The organism is Rhodococcus sp. NPDC057529, assembly GCF_042802055.1.
Classification (GTDB): Bacteria; Actinomycetota; Actinomycetes; order Mycobacteriales; family Mycobacteriaceae; genus Rhodococcus_F.
In genome coordinates, this window is the sequence record NZ_JBHVEY010000042.1 from 1 (window position 1) to 17,525 (window position 17,525).

At 68.6% G+C, this 17,525-nt stretch carries 17 protein-coding genes; all 17 read left to right on the forward strand.

From position 1 onward, the window contains the following. Positions 1-140: 140 nt before the first annotated feature. The 17 genes from ACFU5V_RS41050 (at position 141) to der (ending at position 17,492) form a co-directional block, all read left to right on the forward strand. A complete protein-coding gene (locus tag ACFU5V_RS41050; RefSeq protein ID WP_378706921.1) occupies positions 141-1,055 on the forward strand; it encodes a tetratricopeptide repeat protein in 915 nt (304 codons plus the stop codon). Further along, on the forward strand, positions 1,052-2,047 hold the full coding sequence (locus tag ACFU5V_RS41055; protein WP_378706923.1) for an HAD-IIA family hydrolase: 996 nt from the start codon (positions 1,052-1,054) through the stop codon (positions 2,045-2,047). The genes ACFU5V_RS41050 and ACFU5V_RS41055 overlap by 4 nt, the downstream gene beginning before the upstream one ends. Positions 2,048-2,124: 77 nt before the next feature. Continuing rightward, complete coding sequence (locus tag ACFU5V_RS41060; protein WP_043943807.1) at positions 2,125-2,352, forward strand: hypothetical protein; 228 nt, start codon at positions 2,125-2,127, stop codon at positions 2,350-2,352. A gap of 1 nt (position 2,353) precedes the next feature. Beyond that, complete coding sequence (locus ACFU5V_RS41065) at positions 2,354-3,184, forward strand: TlyA family RNA methyltransferase (protein WP_378431426.1); 831 nt, start codon at positions 2,354-2,356, stop codon at positions 3,182-3,184. Next, positions 3,181-4,143, forward strand: coding sequence for an NAD kinase (locus tag ACFU5V_RS41070; protein WP_072941897.1), 963 nt, complete (start codon positions 3,181-3,183; stop codon positions 4,141-4,143). Before ACFU5V_RS41065 ends, ACFU5V_RS41070 begins: the two co-directional genes overlap by 4 nt. A 2-nt stretch (positions 4,144-4,145) precedes the next feature. Then, on the forward strand, positions 4,146-5,918 hold the full coding sequence (recN, locus tag ACFU5V_RS41075) for a DNA repair protein RecN (RefSeq protein WP_378431427.1): 1,773 nt from the start codon (positions 4,146-4,148) through the stop codon (positions 5,916-5,918). Positions 5,919-6,026: 108 nt separating this feature from the next. After that, positions 6,027-7,211, forward strand: coding sequence for a putative cytokinetic ring protein SteA (gene steA, locus ACFU5V_RS41080; RefSeq protein WP_072941893.1), 1,185 nt, complete (start codon positions 6,027-6,029; stop codon positions 7,209-7,211). After that, positions 7,208-8,158 (forward strand): copper transporter, encoded by a 951-nt coding sequence (locus ACFU5V_RS41085; protein WP_378431430.1) that lies wholly within the window; start codon positions 7,208-7,210, stop codon positions 8,156-8,158. Before steA ends, ACFU5V_RS41085 begins: the two co-directional genes overlap by 4 nt. Before the next feature lie 141 nt (positions 8,159-8,299). After that, on the forward strand, positions 8,300-10,069 hold the full coding sequence (locus tag ACFU5V_RS41090) for a CTP synthase (RefSeq protein WP_378706925.1): 1,770 nt from the start codon (positions 8,300-8,302) through the stop codon (positions 10,067-10,069). A gap of 13 nt (positions 10,070-10,082) precedes the next feature. Beyond that, positions 10,083-10,751, forward strand: a complete 669-nt coding sequence (locus tag ACFU5V_RS41095) for an NUDIX domain-containing protein (protein WP_378431433.1) — start codon at positions 10,083-10,085, stop codon at positions 10,749-10,751. A 1-nt stretch (position 10,752) separates the two neighbouring features. After that, a complete protein-coding gene (xerD, locus tag ACFU5V_RS41100; protein ID WP_378431460.1) occupies positions 10,753-11,679 on the forward strand; it encodes a site-specific tyrosine recombinase XerD in 927 nt (308 codons plus the stop codon). Positions 11,680-11,737: 58 nt separating this feature from the next. Next, a complete protein-coding gene (locus ACFU5V_RS41105; RefSeq protein ID WP_378431434.1) occupies positions 11,738-12,742 on the forward strand; it encodes a ParA family protein in 1,005 nt (334 codons plus the stop codon). Next, positions 12,743-13,603 carry a segregation and condensation protein A gene (locus ACFU5V_RS41110; protein ID WP_378706927.1) on the forward strand — a complete coding sequence of 287 codons (861 nt, stop codon included), beginning with the start codon at positions 12,743-12,745 and terminating at the stop codon, positions 13,601-13,603. It abuts the gene before it with no gap. Then, positions 13,600-14,313, forward strand: coding sequence for an SMC-Scp complex subunit ScpB (scpB, locus tag ACFU5V_RS41115; protein ID WP_378706929.1), 714 nt, complete (start codon positions 13,600-13,602; stop codon positions 14,311-14,313). Before ACFU5V_RS41110 ends, scpB begins: the two co-directional genes overlap by 4 nt. A 16-nt stretch (positions 14,314-14,329) precedes the next feature. Further along, a complete protein-coding gene (locus ACFU5V_RS41120) occupies positions 14,330-15,382 on the forward strand; it encodes a pseudouridine synthase (RefSeq protein ID WP_095863651.1) in 1,053 nt (350 codons plus the stop codon). After that, positions 15,379-16,068: a (d)CMP kinase gene (cmk, locus tag ACFU5V_RS41125; RefSeq protein WP_378706932.1), complete on the forward strand. Its 690-nt coding sequence runs from the start codon at positions 15,379-15,381 to the stop codon at positions 16,066-16,068. The genes ACFU5V_RS41120 and cmk overlap by 4 nt, the downstream gene beginning before the upstream one ends. Beyond that, entirely contained in the window at positions 16,065-17,492 is a 1,428-nt protein-coding gene (gene der, locus ACFU5V_RS41130) for a ribosome biogenesis GTPase Der (protein WP_378431441.1), read from the forward strand. Before cmk ends, der begins: the two co-directional genes overlap by 4 nt. Positions 17,493-17,525 lie beyond the last annotated feature (33 nt).

Consider the following 17,525-nt stretch of genomic DNA (forward strand, 5'->3'; position numbering starts at 1 on the left):
TTCCGAACCCGGAAGCTAAGCCCTCCAGCGCCGATGGTACTGCACCCGACAGGGTGTGGGAGAGTAGGACACCGCCGAACATCCGTTACCGAAAGGGGACCCAATATACTGGGTCCCCTTTCGTGGTTTGTGTGAAAGGAATGACTGTGTCGGAGAGTGACGACGGACGTCGGTCCTTCCGCGGAGGCGGTGCCTCCGGTGCTAACCGCGGCGGTGCCTCCGGTGCTAACCGCGGCGCCGGCGGTCCTCGCCGCGATTCGCGCGACAATCGTGGTGGCGCAGGCGGCGATCGTCGCGGTGGCGGACCCCGTCGTGGCGGCGAGGGCGGCTTCGCGCCTCGCGGACGTGAAGGTGACCGTCCGCAGCGGCAGCAGGCTCGTCCGGACGAACCGGATCTGCCCGAGAACGTCGAGGCCGGTGAACTGGATCCGAGTGTCCGCCGCGATCTGCTGAGCTTGGACAAGACGAACGCGAACACTGTTGCGCGCCATCTGGTGATGGCCGGCAAACTCGTCGACGACGATCCGCGTCTCGCACTCGCGCATGCCCGGGCTGCGCGTCAGCGTGCCGGTCGCATCGCGGTTGTCCGTGAGGCCGCGGGTATCACTGCGTACCACGCCGGTGAATGGGCGGAAGCGCTGTCGGAGTTGCGTGCTGCTCGTCGTATGGCGGGCGGTCCCGGACTGCTCGCGGTGATGGCGGACTGCGAACGTGGACTTGGGCGCCCGGAGCGAGCGATCGAACTCGGGCGAAGCGAGGAAGCGGCAGCGCTGTCGGGTGACGAGGCCGCGGAGCTGCGCATGGTGGTCGCCGGAGCGCGCATGGACCTCGGACAGTTCGATCAGGCCGTCGTCACGCTGCAGACCCCGGACCTGGACGCCTCCCGGACCGGTCCCGGTGCCGCTCGTCTGTTCTACGCGTACGCGGATGCCCTGGTCGCGGCCGGTCGCATCGAGGACGGACTCAAGTGGTTCCTCAACTCCGCTGCGGCGGATCTCGAGGGTGACACCGACGCGGAGGAGCGTGTGGCCGAGCTGACCGGAGACGATCAGTGACGACCCTGCGCGAGAATTACGACGGTCTGCTGTTCGACCTGGACGGCACGCTGTACCAGGGACCGCAGGAAGTTCCCGGTGCGCGTGAGGCTTTGGCGGCGGGGACGCAGTCCTGCTACTACGTGACCAACAACGCCAGTCGCAGTCCCGGCGACGTCGCGGAACACCTGACCGAACTCGGCTTCGCCGCCGACGAGTCGACGGTGGTGACGAGTTCGCAGTCCGCGGCCAGGCTCCTCGCGGAGAATGTCGCACCCGATTCGGCCGTGCTCGTCGTGGGCACGGACGCGCTCGCCGACGAAGTTCGGAACGTCGGTTTGCGTCCGGTGCGGTCGTTTGAGGACGCGCCCGCCGCTGTGGTCCAGGGGCATTCGCCGACCACGGGCTGGGCGATCCTCGCCGAGGCGACGCTCGCGATCCGTGCCGGTGCCGTCTGGGTGGCGGCGAACCTGGACTCGACCCTCCCCACCGAACGGGGTCTGGTCCTCGGCAACGGTTCCATGGTCGCGGCCCTGCGCGCGGCGACGTCCCGCGAACCACTGGTGGCGGGAAAGCCGGCAGCGCCGTTGATGGAAGATGCGATGCGCCGCAGCGGTTGTGTGCGGCCCCTGGTGGTCGGCGACAGGCTGGACACCGACATCGAAGGCGCCAACAACGTCGGTCTCGACTCGCTGCTGGTGCTCACCGGCGTGAGCACCGCGATCGACGTTCTGCGTGCCCCGCAGGAGCAGCGCCCCACCTACCTGGCATCCGAACTGGACTCGCTCAACCGGCCCGCAGACGAGTCCGTCGTCGGTGAGGACAGCCGGTGGTCCGTCGAGTTCGACGGCACCGATCTGGTGATCGAACCGACCGCGGATTCGGCCGATCCGGTGGATTCGGCTACGTTGCTGCGGGCCGTGGCCGTCGGTGCATGGAAATTCCCCGACTTCGCGAGGATCACGTCGACGACGCCCGCGGTGAGCGCGGTCGTCTCCGGCTGGAGTGCCTGAAACCCGCCCGACCCGCGTCGTTCGTCACGCGATTCGCTGTATGCGTATCCGAACGCGATGGACTAGCGTTGTGCCCGATGAGCACGCCAATACCGCGCCCGGGAGCCCATCTACCTGGGCCTCCTCAGAGTGTCGACCCCGAGAAGATCCACACGGAGGTCGACGGATTGTTGTCGCGGCTCGGAGCCGTCGAACCCGACCCCGACGACGAGCACGGCGTCGGGGTCATCCCACGCAAAGCCCACCTTCTCGAGAAGGCGCACGACGTGCTGGTGGAGGCTCTGGCCACCGTGGACAAGATCTGACGTGGCCCGTCGAGCACGGGTGGATGCCGAACTCGTTCGGCGGGGGCTGGCCCGGTCCCGAGAACACGCGCAAGAACTCATCGCCTCCGGCCGAGTGCTGATCTCGGGTGCGGCAGCGACCAAACCGGCCACCGCCATCGAAGCGGGAACCCCGCTGCGGGTCGTCGAGGTCGACAACGAAGTGTCCTGGGCATCGCGTGGCGCGCACAAACTCCTCGGTGCGCTGGAGGCGTTCACCCCCCGCGGACTCGAAGTCGACGGCAAGCGTTGCCTCGATGCCGGCGCCTCGACCGGCGGCTTCACCGACGTGCTGCTGCACCACGGCGCGCGGGAGGTCGTGGCGGTGGACGTCGGGTACGGACAGTTGGTGTGGCGGCTGCAGTCCGACGACCGCGTCCACGTCGTGGACCGCACCAACGTGCGATCCATCGATGCCGAGCAGATCGGCGGCCCGGTCGAACTGGTGGTCGCGGACCTGTCGTTCATCTCCCTGAAGCTCGTGCTCCCGGCGTTCGTCGCCTGCGTGGCCGCGGGCGCAGATCTTGTTCCGATGGTGAAGCCGCAGTTCGAGGTCGGCAAGGATCACGTGGGCTCCGGTGGGGTGGTGCGTGACCCGGAGTTGCGTGTCGCCGCGGTGCTGGACGTCGCGAAGACGGCGGCGTCGCTCGGACTGCGTACCGTCGGTGCGGTGGCCAGTCCGCTGCCGGGGCCGTCGGGGAACGTCGAATACTTCCTGTGGCTCCGCGCGGATGTCACACCCGGGACGGATGATGTACCGGTCGAGTCGGTAGAAGAGTTGATCCGCACCGCGGTGCAGGAGGGACCACAGTGAGCGGGGGAAGCAGCGGCGCCCAGCAACGCGAGCGGGAGATCCTGCTCGTGGCGCATCCGGGTCGCGCCGAGATCACGGAGACCGCGCGGCGCGTCGGCAAGATCTTCGAGCGGGCCGGGATCGGACTGCGTGTTCTCGTCGACGAGGTCGACAGCACCCGCATCGAACCGATGGACGGCATGGCGGCCGACGAGTTCCTGGTTCCCGGGCTCGAAGTCACCATCGTGCAGGCAGGCCCCGACGCGGCCCTCGGGTGCGAGATGGTGCTCGTCCTCGGTGGGGACGGGACGTTCCTCCGGGCGGCGGAACTCGCCCAGGCTGCGTCCATTCCGGTCCTCGGCATCAACCTGGGCCGGATCGGATTCCTCGCGGAAACGGAGGCCGAGCACCTCGACGAGGCGCTCGGCCAGGTGGTGCGCCGGGAATATCGCATCGAGCACCGCATGACGCTGGACGTGCTGGTACGGGTGGACGACGAGATCATCGAACGAGGCTGGGCGCTCAACGAGGCGAGCATCGAGAACCGGTCCCGGCTCGGTGTCCTCGAGGTGGTGCTGGAGGTGGACGGGCGGCCGGTGTCGGCGTTCGGCTGTGACGGCGTGCTCATCTCCACACCCACCGGGTCGACGGCATACGCGTTCTCCGCGGGCGGCCCCGTGGTGTGGCCGGAGCTCGAGGCGCTGCTGGTGGTTCCGAGCAACGCGCACGCCTTGTTCGCGCGCCCCCTCGTGACGAGCCCGGAATCGTTGATTGCGGTGGAGACGGTGGCAGGCAGTCACGACGGTCTGGTGTTCTGCGACGGTCGCCGGACGCTCGAACTGCCTGCGGGCGCCCGCGTCGAAGTGGTGCGTGGCAAGGAACCCGTTCGTTGGGTACGACTGGATTCGGCGCCGTTCGCGGACCGGATGGTGCGAAAGTTCGAGCTGCCCGTCACCGGGTGGCGAGGAAGGAAGCCCTAGACGTGCTGGCAGAGATCAGGATCGACAACCTCGGTGTGATCTCCGAGGCGTCGGCGCAATTCCACGAAGGTTTGACGGTGCTCACCGGTGAGACCGGCGCGGGTAAGACGATGGTGGTGACGAGCCTGCACCTGCTCAGCGGTGCGCGGGCAGACGCGGGACGAGTCCGCCTCGGTGCGCCGCGTGCCGTCGTCGAGGGCCGGTTCATGACCGACGAGGGCTCGGAGCACGTCGAACGGGCCGTGACCCGGCTGCTCGAATCGACCGGTGCCGAGCGGGACGAGGACGGCACCATCATCGCGGTCCGCACCGTCGGCAGCGACGGCCGGTCCCGCGCCCACCTGGGTGGCCGCAGCGTTCCGGCGGGCGTGCTGTCGGAGTTCACCGATCCGCTGCTCACCGTGCACGGGCAGAACGACCAGCTGCGGCTGCTCCGCCCGGACCAGCAGTGTGCCGCGCTCGACCGATTCGCGGACAAGACGGTCGGGCCGCTGGTCGCGCGGTACCGCAAACACCGCGACGAGTGGATGACCGCGCGATCCGAACTCATCGAACGGACCGGTCGTACCCGGGAACTCGCGCAGGAAGCCGACCAACTGACGTTCGCCCTCAACGAGATCGACGGCGTCGCCCCCGCCCCGGGCGAGGACGAGTCGATCGTGTCGGAGGTGCGCAGGCTCAGCGAACTCGACTCGCTGCGGTCGGCGGCGGAGGAAGCGCACGCGGCGCTCGCCGGCGGCGACGACATGGACGGCGACGGCGTGGCCGCGCCCGCGCTGGACCTGCTGTCCGAGGCGCGGGCCCGGATCGAATCGGCCACCGATCCCGAACTCGACGGGCTCGGACCCCGCCTCGCCGAGGTGATCGCGGTGGTCACCGACGTCTCCGCCGACCTCACCACGTACCTCGCCGGACTGCCGGCGGACCCGGGGGCATTGGATTCCCTGCTGTCCCGGCAGGCGGAGCTGAAGAACCTCATCCGCAAGTACGCCGCGGACGTCGACGGCGTCCTGGAATGGGCCGACAACGCCCGTGCGCGGCTCGAGAAGATCGACGTGTCCTCCGATGCGCTGGCCGCGCTGACGAAGCAGGTGGAGGAGTCGGCGGCGTCGACGGCGGAGGCCGCGTCCAAACTGACCGCGGCCCGCGTCAAGGCGGCGACCAAACTCGCCAAGGCGGTCAGCTCCGAACTCGCCGGTCTGGCAATGGGCCGGGCGGCGCTCGAGGTGACGGTCCGGCCCCGGATCGCCGGACCCCAGGACACGGCCCCGCTCACCGTCGACGGCACCGAACTCCATGCGGGATCGTCCGGCGTCGACGAAGTGGAGTTCCGGCTGTCGGCGCACAGCGGCGCGCAGTCGCTGCCCATCAGCAAGAGCGCGTCCGGCGGTGAGCTCTCGCGCGTGATGCTTGCGCTCGAGGTGGTACTCGCCGGGTCCGACTCCGGCGCGACCATGGTGTTCGACGAGGTCGACGCCGGCGTCGGCGGGAGGGCCGCGGTCGAGATCGGCAGGCGGCTGGCCCGGCTGGCCCGCACGCACCAGGTCATCGTCGTCACGCACCTTCCGCAGGTCGCGGCGTTCGCAGACACCCACCTGGTGGTCGACAAGGTCGACGACGAGGACGGCGTCGTCAGCAGTGGCGTGCACACACTCACCGACGACGAACGGGTCGTGGAACTGGCCCGGATGCTCGCCGGCCTCGACGACACGGAGACCGGACGCGCCCATGCAGAGGAGCTGCTGGCGACGGCCAACGCCGAGCGTTCCGCCTGACCCGGCTCGGTGTTCCGTCGGCCGCCCGTGGTAATGGTGTGACTGATGTGGTAAACGGTTCGGCGCGCCTCCACAGGTCGGTCGAGCTTCCGGTCCATCATCGAATCCATGAAGATGCCGGCACTGCTGTCACGTAACACCGAAACTTTGCCTGGGGTCAGCGGCATCGCCAGGGTGGATCGCAACACGGCCAAGTTGCTGCGCCGCGTCGGACCCGGTGACATCGTCGTTCTCGACGAGCTCGACCTCGATCGCGGAACCGCGGACGCCCTCGTGAAGGCCGGCGTTCTCGCAGTGATCAACGCGTCGCCCTCGATCTCCGGGCGGTATCCCAACCTCGGCCCGGAGGTGATCGTCGCCAACGGAATCCTGCTGGTGGATTCGGCGGGCGCCGAGATCTTCAAGAGCATCAAAGACGGCAGCAAGGTCCGGGTGAACGGGGGAGGTGTCTACTCCGGGGAACGGCGCATCGCCAAGGGCGACGAACAGACCGAGGCGGAGATCTCCGACCGGATGATCGAGGCGAAGACCGGTCTCGTCGACCACCTCGAGGCGTTCTCCGGCAACACCATCGAGTTCATCCGCACCGAGAGCCCGTTGCTGATCGACGGGGTCGGGGTCCCCGACGTCGACGTCGACATGAAGGAACGGCACGTCGTCATCGTGTCCGACGGCCCGGACCACGCGTCCGACCTGAAGAACCTCAAGCCGTTCATCAAGGAATACTCGCCGATCCTCATCGGCGTCGGAGCAGGCGCCGACGTCCTGAAGTCGGCGGGCTATCGCCCGGATCTCATCGTCGGCGACCCCGAGGACATCACCAGCGCGACGTTGAAGTCGGGTGCCGAGGTGGTTCTGCCCGCCGACCAGGACGGTCACGCACCCGGGCTGTCGCGCATCCAGGACCTCGGCATCGGAGCGATGACGTTCCCCGCGTCCGGATCGCCGTCCGACCTGGCCCTGCTGCTGGCCGACCACCACGGCGCGTCGCTGATCGTCACGGTCGGGAGCACCGTCTCCCTCGACGAGTTCTTCGACCGCGGTCGCCGCGACAGCAACCCGTCGGCGTTCATGACCCGCCTGAAGGTCGGGCCGAAACTGGTGGACGCGAAGGCCGTGGCGACCCTGTACCGCAGCCGCGTGTCGGGAGGAGCGATCGCGCTGCTCGTCCTCGCCGCTCTCGTGGCGGTCATCGTGGCGCTGGTCGTGTCCAACGTGGGTGGTGAAGCACTCGACTGGGCCGTCGCGACATGGAACAGCTTTGCGTTGTGGGTGCAGGGGTTCTTCAAGTGATTTCTCTGCGTCAACATGCCATTTCCATAGCGGCGATCTTCCTGGCTCTGGCAATCGGCGTGGTGATGGGCTCCGGCCTGTTGTCGAGCGGTCTCGTGTCGGGACTGCGCGACGACAAGGCCGACCTGCAGACCGACGTGGAAAACGCGACCGAACGCAACAACCAACTGACCGAGCAGTTGAACTCGGCCGACGGCTTCGATTCCGCGGTGGGCGGCCGCGTGGTCGCCGACTCGCTCGCGCAACGCACCGTGATGGTCGTGACGACTCCCGATGCCGACCCCGCCGACCTCGACGGGGTCAACCGGATGATCGCGCAAGCAGGAGGTTCGGTGACCGGGCGGGTGTCGTTGACCGACTCGTTCGTCGACGCCACGGGCGGCGACCGGCTGCGGACCGTCGTCAACAACGTGATCCCCGCGGGCGTCACGTTGAAGACCGGGGCCGTCGACCAGGGCAGCCTCGCAGGCGACCTGCTGGGCTCCGTTCTCATGCTCGGGAAGGAGACCGGTCAGCCGCAGAGTTCCGCCCAGGAGATGGCGCTGGCCCTCGAGACCCTGCGCGGCGCCGGATTCGTCAGCTACGACGACGGGGCTGTCCAGCCTGCGCAGGTCGCGGTGGTGCTGACCGGAGATCGGGACGTCGAGGACGGCGTCAGCGGCAATCGCGGTGCGGTCGTGGCCCGGTTCGCGGGCGCGCTGGACTCACGCGGTGCCGGGGCAGTGCTCGCCGGACGTCCGGCCTCCGCCCAGGGCAACGGCGCGGTCGCCGTGGCACGCGCCGACGCCGCCCTCTCGGCCGCGCTCACGACGATCGACAACATCGACCGGGAAGCGGGCAAGATCACCGTTCCGCTCGCGCTGCAGGAGCAACTGAACGGCGGCGCCGGCCGGTACGGCACCGGACCCGGCACCACCGGAGTCACCGTGGGGGCCACCCCGGCGTAGCGCGCGTCACATGGGGGCGGGCAATCGCGGCGCGTTGTTTCCGGGACGTCCGCCGAGGTGTTACCGTGAAGTCCCGTGGGTCGGCAGGCCCCAGCATTGCTCGAACAGACCAAGCCCTGCACAGTCGTCACGGGAGCCCCTTTGCCACAGTCACGCACTCATTCGCGTACCGCCACCAAGCACATCTTCGTGAGCGGCGGCGTCGCCTCCTCACTCGGCAAGGGCCTCACAGCCTCGAGCCTCGGGCAATTGCTGACCGCGCGGGGAATGCGCGTGACCATGCAGAAACTGGATCCGTACCTCAACGTCGATCCGGGCACGATGAACCCCTTCCAGCACGGTGAGGTCTTCGTCACCGAGGACGGTGCCGAGACCGACCTCGACGTCGGCCACTACGAGCGCTTCCTCGACCGCGACCTGTCCGGTCAGGCGAATGTGACCACCGGCCAGGTGTATTCGACGGTCATCGCCAAGGAGCGCCGCGGCGAGTACCTCGGCGACACCGTCCAGGTCATTCCGCACATCACGGACGAGATCAAGAGCCGGATCCTCGCGATGAGCGGGCCGGATCTGCAGGGACACCGCCCCGACGTCGTCATCACGGAGATCGGCGGCACCGTCGGCGACATCGAGTCACAGCCGTTCCTCGAGGCCGCCCGTCAGGTGCGCCACGACGTCGGCCGGGACAACGTCTTCTTCCTGCACGTCTCCCTGGTCCCGTACCTGGCGCCGTCGGGTGAGCTCAAGACGAAGCCCACCCAGCATTCGGTCGCCGCGCTGCGAAACATCGGCATCCAGCCCGACGCGCTGATCCTGCGCTGCGACCGCGAGGTTCCCCCGGCGCTGAAGAACAAGATCGCGCTCATGTGCGACGTCGACGTCGACGGCTGCATCTCGACGCCCGACGCGCCGTCGATCTACGACATCCCGAAGGTGCTGCACAGCGAGGGCCTCGACGCGTACGTCGTCCGTCAGCTGGGACTGCCGTTCCGCGACGTGGACTGGACCGTGTGGGGAAACCTGCTCGAGCGCGTCCACCAGCCGCGCGAGACCGTGCGGATTGCGCTGGTCGGAAAATACGTCGACCTGCCGGACGCGTACCTGTCCGTCACCGAGGCGCTGCGTGCAGGCGGATTCGCGAACCGCTCGAAGGTGGAGATCTCGTGGGTGCCGTCGGACGCCTGTGAGACCGAGGCGGGCGCGCAGGCCGCGCTCGGCGACGTCGACGGTGTGCTGATCCCCGGCGGCTTCGGAATCCGCGGCATCGAGGGCAAGCTCGGCGCGATCCGGTACGCCCGCCACCGGAAGATCCCGCTGCTCGGACTGTGCCTGGGCCTGCAGTGTGTCGTGATCGAAGCCGCGCGCAGCGTCGGTCTGGACGACGCCAACTCCGCCGAGTTCGAGCCCGAGACCACCCACCCCGTGATCTCCACGATGGCCGATCAGGAAGACGTCATCGCCGGCGAGGCGGACCTCGGCGGCACGATGCGCCTCGGCGCGTACCCCGCCGTCCTGGCGAAGGGGTCCGTCGTCGCCCGGGCGTACGGCAGCGAAGAGGTGTCGGAACGTCACCGTCACCGCTACGAGGTCAACAACGCGTACCGGGACCGGATCGCCAAGAGCGGACTACGGTTCAGCGGCACCTCTCCCGACGGTCACCTCGTCGAATTCGTCGAGTACCCGGCCGATCAGCACCCGTTCTTCGTCGCCACGCAGGCCCACCCCGAGCTGAAGAGCCGTCCGACGCGTCCGCATCCGCTGTTCGCGGCGTTCGTCGACGCGGCGCTGAGGCACAAGCTCGAGGAGCGCCTCCCCGTCGACGTACACGGCGAGGAGCACGCGGTCGCCGACGACGAGATCGCCGATTCCGCCGACCGCGACGAGGTCGCGTCGGTCGACAGCGCGGGATAGGGCGAGACCGACCATGCCCGACATCGGCCGGCACGAATTCGAGACTCTCGACTCGCGCGCCGTCTACAGCGGCGCGATCCTCGCGCTGCGGGTGGATCACGTCGCGATGCCGGACGGCCGGACCGCCGAACGTGAGGTGGTCGAGCACCACGGCGCCGTCGCCGTCGTGGTGCTCGACGACGAGGACCGGGTCGTCCTGATCCACCAGTACCGGCACCCGGTGGGGCGCCGGTTGTGGGAGATTCCGGCGGGTCTGCTGGACGAGCCGGGGGAGGATCCCGTCGACGCCGCCCGACGCGAACTGGCAGAAGAGACCGGCCTCGCGGCCCGGCGCTGGTCCGTCCTCGTGGATGTCGTTCTCTCACCGGGGTTCACGGACGAGTCGGTGCGTGTGTTCCTCGCCGAGGACCTGCACGAAGTGGACAGGCCGGACCCGGAGGACGAGGAAGCCGACCTCGAGATCGAGCGGATTCCGTTCGACGAGGTCGTGTCGATGGTGCTGAACGGGACCATCGTCAACGCCACGGCCGCGTCCGGAGTGATGGCCCTCGCCGCCGCCCGGTCCCGGCCTGGCGGTCTCGGCGAACTCCGCGACGCAAGCGCCCCCTGGGTCGATCGCCCCGAGCGGTTCAGCGAGCGGAAGCGCGCACGTGCCGCCGGGGACGAAGCCGCGCGGGCGTGACGTGGTGATCGCCCGCCAGGTGGATTCGTACCTCGACCACATGGCGGTCGAGCGCGGGGCCGCCCGCAACACGCTCGGTTCGTACCGGCGCGACCTTCAGCGGTACACGCAGTTCCTCGCCGACCGGGAGGTCACTGACATCGGCCGTGTCCGCGAACAGGATGTCAGCGACTTCGTGATCGCCCTGAGGACGGGTGATCCGAACCGCGAACTGCCCCCGCTGGCAGCGAGTTCGGCGGCCAGGGCGCTGATCGCGGTGCGCGGATTCCACCGGTTCGCCGCGGCCGAGGGGCTGACCGCCGTCGACGTCGCCCGGGACGTGCGGCCACCGTCGCCTGCGAAACGGCTCCCGAAGTCGCTCCCGGTCAACGAGGTGCTGGCCCTGCTGGAGTCGGTCGGAGGCAGCGGACCCGCAGACGGACCGCGGGCGGTGCGCGACCGCGCGTTGCTCGAGTTGCTGTATTCGACGGGCGCCCGCATCTCCGAGGCCGTCGGCCTGGACGTCGACGACATCGACACCGAGACCCGGTCGGTGCTGCTGCGTGGCAAGGGCGGCAAGCAGCGGGTGGTGCCGGTGGGGCGGCCCGCCGTCGAATCCCTCGACGCCTACCTGATCCGGGGCAGGCCCGCCCTGGTGTCCAGCGCGACACCTGCCCTGTTCCTCAACGTCCGCGGCGGACGGCTGTCCCGGCAGAGCGCGTGGCAGGTGCTGCAGACCGCGGCGGACGCGGCGGGGATCTCGTCGGCGGTGTCTCCGCACACGCTCCGCCACTCGTTCGCGACCCACCTTCTCGACGGCGGCGCCGACGTCCGCGTCGTCCAGGAGTTGCTCGGACACGCGTCGGTGACGACCACGCAGATATATACGCTGGTGACAGTGGGTGCGTTGCGCGAAGTGTGGGCCGGAGCGCACCCCCGGGCGCGGTAGCGGAAAGCGTGTCGAGGGGAAAATTCACGGTACGAGGCGGTAGCGTTCGTATAACGATGTGGGATCGACAGCGATCATCGAGAGAACAGGGGATCATCGGACCGTGGTGACACCGCAGCCGCCAGCGGCGGAGTCAGAGCACTCGCAACCGGAGGGCGACATGTTCGACGTGCGGCAAACCGAAACCGCAGACTTGTTCGACGACGCTGCCGTGGTCGTGGAGGAGGAACTCGGCCCCACGGGTCGGCCGACGCGTGAGGTGCCGGAACCCGCCCCGCTACCCTCGCACGGCCCGGCCAAGATCGTCGCGATGTGCAACCAGAAGGGCGGCGTCGGCAAGACGACGTCGACGATCAACCTGGGTGCGTCGCTGGCCGAATACGGTCGACGGGTCCTGCTCGTCGACCTCGATCCCCAGGGGGCGCTGTCCGCGGGCCTCGGCGTCGCGCACAACGACCTCGAACTGACCGTCCACAATCTGCTCGTCGAACCGCGCGTCTCGATCGACGACGTCCTGATGCGGACGCGCGTCGAGGGCCTCGACCTGCTGCCGAGCAACATCGACCTGTCGGCGGCGGAGATCCAGCTCGTCACCGAGGTGGGGCGTGAGCAGACACTCGGACGCGTGCTGCATCCCGTGCTCGACCGCTACGACTACGTCCTCATCGACTGCCAGCCGTCCCTCGGTCTGCTCACGGTCAATGCGCTGGCCTGCGCAGACTCGGTGATCATTCCGATGGAGTGCGAATACTTCAGCCTGCGCGGACTGGCGCTGCTCAACGACACGGTCGAGAAGGTCCACGACCGGCTCAACCCGCGGCTCGAACTCGCCGGGATCGTCGTGACGATGTTCGACGCGCGGACACTGCACGCACGCGAGGTGATGGCCCGCGTCGTGGAGGTATTCGGGGACTTGGTCTACGACACCGTGATCAACCGGACCGTGCGATTCCCCGAGACCTCGGTCGCCGGGGAACCGATCACCACCTGGGCGCCCAAGTCGACCGGTGCCGAGGCGTACCGGGCGCTGGCACGCGAGGTCATTCACCGGTCCGGCCGGTAAGTGGTGAATACGCAAGACATTCCGGCACCACCGCAGACCGAGGGTTCGAACGGCGAGGACCCGCAGGCGCCCGCCGTCAAGCCCGGCTTCAGGGTGACGCTGCGCAACTTCGAGGGACCGTTCGATCTGCTCCTCACCCTGATCAACCAGCGGCAGCTGGACGTCACGGAAGTCGCGCTGCACCAGGTGACGGACGACTTCATCGCCTACACCCGCACGCTCGGCGCGGAGATGGGTCTCGACCAGACCACGGAATTCCTGGTCGTCGCCGCGACACTGCTCGACCTGAAGGCGGCGCGTCTGCTCCCCGCGGGACAGGTGGAGGACGCCGAGGACCTCGCGCTTCTCGAGGCGCGCGACCTGCTGTTCGCCCGGCTGCTGCAGTACCGCGCGTACAAGCAGGTGGCGCAACTGTTCGGCGAACTCGAGGCGGCCGCACTGCGCCGGTATCCGCGGTCGGCAGCTCTGGAGGACCAGTTCACCCAGTTGCTGCCGGAAGTGCTGCTCGGCGTCGACCCCCAGCGGTTCGCGGAGATCGCCGCGACCGTGTTCACACCCCGCCCGAAGCCCACCGTGGGACTCGACCACCTGCACGACATGCACGCGGTGTCGGTCCCCGAACAGGCGGCGCGGATGCTGGAACTGCTCCGCGAGCGAGGAGCGGGCGAGTGGGCGAGCTTCGGCGACCTCGTCTCGGAGTGCGAGGTCACCGGCCTGATCGTGGCAAGATTTCTCGCGCTGCTCGAGCTGTACCGCGAGCAGTCCGTGTTGTTCGAACAGCCCGAGCCACTCGGGGAACTGCTGGTGAGCTGGACCGGGGAAGGTGCACATGCCCCGGTGACCGAGGAGGATTACGGATGAGTTCGGCCCCGTTCGACGAGCCGGACGACCAGGGCGCCGTCGATACGGAACCCGAGCTGTCGGACGCAGAACCCGAGCTGTCGGACACAGAACTCGCAGCGGTCCTCGAGTCGTTGCTGCTGATCGTGGACTCACCGGCCGGTGCGGAGCAGCTCGCGTCCGCGACCGGTGCTTCTGTGAATCGCATCACGGAGACGCTGAACCGCATGTCCGCCGAGCTCACCGCCCGGGGAAGCGGGATGGACCTCCGATATGCCGGTGACGGTTGGCGTCTCTACACCCGCACCGCGTACGCACCCTACGTCGAACGGCTCCTGCTCGACGGAGCCCGCTCCAAACTGACGAGGGCGGCGTTGGAAACTCTGGCCGTGGTGGCATACCGTCAACCGTTGACCCGCGCACGGATCAGTGCGGTGCGCGGCGTCAACGTGGATGGTGTGGTGCGCACACTTCTCGCTCGCGGTTTGATCGCCGAAGCCGGCGTCGATCCCGATACCAACGCCACGCAGTACTCGACGACGGAACTCTTCCTGGAACGGCTCGGCTTGGCGTCTCTGGCCGATCTTCCCGCGTTGGCTCCGTTGTTGCCGGATGTGGATCTGATAGATGACATCAGTGACAGTCTGGAATCTGACCCACGATTTGCGAGAATGAATAAAGCTACGGCTTCCACAGAAGAGTTGGACACCGGGCTGGACACCGAAGACTGACAGGGATAGTACAAAAGTGAAGAAACCCGCTCGCCGAGATGGCACACCGGATCGCAACAACAAGAAGCAGCGCCCCACCAGGTCGGAGACCGGAGGGCGCACCAGGTCGGAGACCGGAGGACGTCCGGACAGGGCCGAGGCCGGTCATCGATCAGGCAGGCCCGACGCCGCGAAGGGCAAACCCGGCAGGCCCGACCCTGCCGCGAAGAACAAGCGCGGCAAACCCAAGTCGGCCAAGCCGCAACGCGCGCAGGCCCAGGCCCCCAAGATCAGCAACGCCAAGCCGGCCCGGCACCAGTACGCCGACGCCGATCGGCCCGTCGGCCCGCCGCAGGGCGACGGCATGCGCCTGCAGAAGGTTCTCGCTCAGGCCGGCGTCGCGTCGCGTCGTGCGGCCGAGGAACTGATCTCGCAGGGTCGTGTCGAGGTCGACGGCCGCATCGTCATCGAACAGGGACTGCGCATCGACCCCGAGAACGCGGTGGTGCGGGTGGACGGAGTCCGCGTCGTCGTCCAGAAGGACCTGGTTCACCTCGCACTCAACAAACCCCGCGGATGGCAGTCGACGATGTCGGACGACCTGGGTCGCCCGTGCGTCGGTGACATCGTCTCCGAGCGGGTCGCCGCCGGTCAGCGGTTGTTCCACGTCGGTCGGCTCGACGCCGACACCGAGGGACTGCTGCTTCTCACCAACGACGGTGATCTGGCGCATCGGCTGATGCACCCGTCGTTCGAGGTGTCGAAGACGTACCTGGCGACCGTGTCGGGGGCTCTCGAGCGCGGCGTCGGTAAGAAGCTGAAGGAGGGGGTCGAGCTCGAGGACGGACCGGCGAAGGTCGACACGTTCACGCTCCTCGACATCAACGAGGGAAAGTCGCTCGTCCGGGTCACGCTGCACGAGGGCCGCAAGCACATCGTGCGCCGCCTGTTCGACGCCGTGGGACACCCCGTAATCCGGCTCGTCCGGACGGACATCGGCGCGGTCGCGCTCGGCGACCAGCGGCCCGGCACATTGCGCGTTCTGGGTCGCGGCGAGGTCGGCGGTCTCTACGGGGCGGTGGGCCTGTGAGTACCTCGTCGCTGGTCGTCGCGATGGACGGCCCCTCCGGAACCGGGAAGTCGAGTGTCTCGAGGATGCTGGCGCAGCGACTCGGCGCCCGGTACCTCGACACCGGAGCGATGTACCGCATCGCGACACTGCACGTGCTGCGCAAGGGCGTGGACCTCACCGATCCCGCCGCGATCGCCGACGCGACCGCCGGGTTGCCGTGGTCGATCGGAACCGACCCGGCGGGCGAGCAGGTTCTGCTCGACGGCGAGGACGTGGGGGAGGAGATCCGCGGCGACGCGGTGACCAAGGCCGTCTCGGCTGTCTCCGCCGTTCCCGCGGTGCGCGAACTGCTCGTCGCGGCGCAGCGTCGTCTCACGGGCGAGACCGAGAGGATCGTCGTCGAAGGCAGGGACATCGGCACCGTCGTGCTTCCCGACGCCGACGTGAAGATCTATCTGACCGCCTCGGCGGAAGCCCGGGCCCAGCGCCGAAATGCGCAGAATCTCGCGGAAGGACGAGGCGACGACTACGCGGCCGTACTGGCCGATGTGCAGCGTCGTGACCACCTCGACTCCACGCGCGCCGTGTCGCCGCTGCGGCCGGCCGACGATTCCGTGCTGGTCGACACCAGCGAACTCGGAATCGACGACGTGATCGGCAGGTTGCTGCTGGTGGTAAGCGAAAGAAGTGGAGCAGGGCAGTGACCGAACAATTCACCACCGAGTTCGCAGGCGACGGCACCTGGAGTGAGGAATCCGACTGGGAGGTCCTCGACCTCGAAGACGGCGGCGACGGGGAGGCCCACGTCCCGGTTCCGACCCTCGCCGTGGTCGGACGCCCGAACGTCGGCAAGTCGACGCTCGTCAACCGGATCATCGGCCGCCGCGAGGCCGTCGTCGAGGACATTCCCGGTGTGACCCGGGACCGTGTCTCGTACGAGGCGAACTGGAGCGGACGCCGGTTCATGGTGCAGGACACCGGCGGCTGGGAACCCGACGCCAAGGGCCTTCAGCAGTCCGTGGCCCGGCAGGCGGAGCTGGCGATGCAGACGGCGGACGCGATCCTGCTCGTCGTCGACGCCGTCGTCGGCGCCACCGCGACCGACGAGGCCGTGGCCAAGGTGCTGCGCCGGTCCAAGACGCCGGTTCTGCTGGTCGCCAACAAGGTGGACGACGGCCGCACCGAATCGGAGGTGGCCGCACTGTGGTCGCTGGGGCTCGGGCAGCCGCACTCGGTGAGTGCGACGCACGGCCGCGGTACGGGCGATCTTCTCGACGAGGTGCTCTCCGCCCTCCCGGAGACCCCGCGCGAGGGCATCCCCGGCGGCGGACCGCGTCGTGTGGCCCTGGTCGGGAAGCCGAACGTCGGGAAGTCGAGCCTGCTGAACAAGCTGTCGGGCGACGAGCGTTCGGTGGTCCACAACGTCGCGGGCACCACCGTCGACCCGGTCGACTCGATCGTGGAACTCGGCGGCAGGCCGTGGCGTTTCGTCGACACCGCCGGTCTGCGCAAGCGGGTCAGCCACGCCAGCGGCGCCGAGTTCTACGCGTCGCTGCGGACGAAGAGCGCCATCGAGGCCGCGGAGGTTGCGATTCTGCTGATCGACGCGTCCGAGCCGATCTCCGAGCAGGACCTGCGCGTGCTGAGCATGGTGGCCGACGCCGGCCGGGCCCTCGTCATCGCGTTCAACAAATGGGATCTCGTCGACGAGGACCGCCGACTTCAGCTCGACCGCGAAGTCGATCGGGACCTGGTGCGGGTGCCGTGGGCGCAGCGCGTCAACATCTCGGCGCAGACGGGACGTGCGGTGCAGAAGCTGGTGCCCGCACTCGACACGGCGCTGGAATCGTGGGACAAGCGCATTCCGACGGGCAGGCTCAACACGTGGCTCAAGGAAGTCGTCGCCGCGACGCCGCCGCCGATGCGCGGTGGCCGGCTGCCTCGCGTGATGTTCGCCACGCAGGCCGGGACGCGTCCGCCGACGTTCGTGCTGTTCACGACCGGGTTCCTCGAGGCGGGCTACCGCCGGTTCCTGGAGCGGCGCCTGCGTGAGGAGTTCAATTTCGACGGCAGTCCCGTCCGCATCTCGGTGCGGGTGCGGGAAAAGCGTGAGCGGCGGAGTCGTTGATCCGACAGAATGCGCTCTGACCAGGCGATTAGC

Excerpts from the sequence above, each read along its gene's own strand:
- ACFU5V_RS41050 (WP_378706921.1), top strand. The coding sequence starts at position 141 with ATGACTGTGTCGGAGAGTGACGACGGACGTCGGTCCTTCCGCGGAGGC.
- ACFU5V_RS41060 (WP_043943807.1), top strand. The coding sequence starts at position 2,125 with ATGAGCACGCCAATACCGCGCCCGGGAGCCCATCTACCTGGGCCTCCT.
- steA (WP_072941893.1), top strand. The coding sequence starts at position 6,027 with ATGAAGATGCCGGCACTGCTGTCACGTAACACCGAAACTTTGCCTGGG.
- ACFU5V_RS41095 (WP_378431433.1), top strand. The coding sequence starts at position 10,083 with ATGCCCGACATCGGCCGGCACGAATTCGAGACTCTCGACTCGCGCGCC.
- scpB (WP_378706929.1), top strand. The coding sequence starts at position 13,600 with ATGAGTTCGGCCCCGTTCGACGAGCCGGACGACCAGGGCGCCGTCGAT.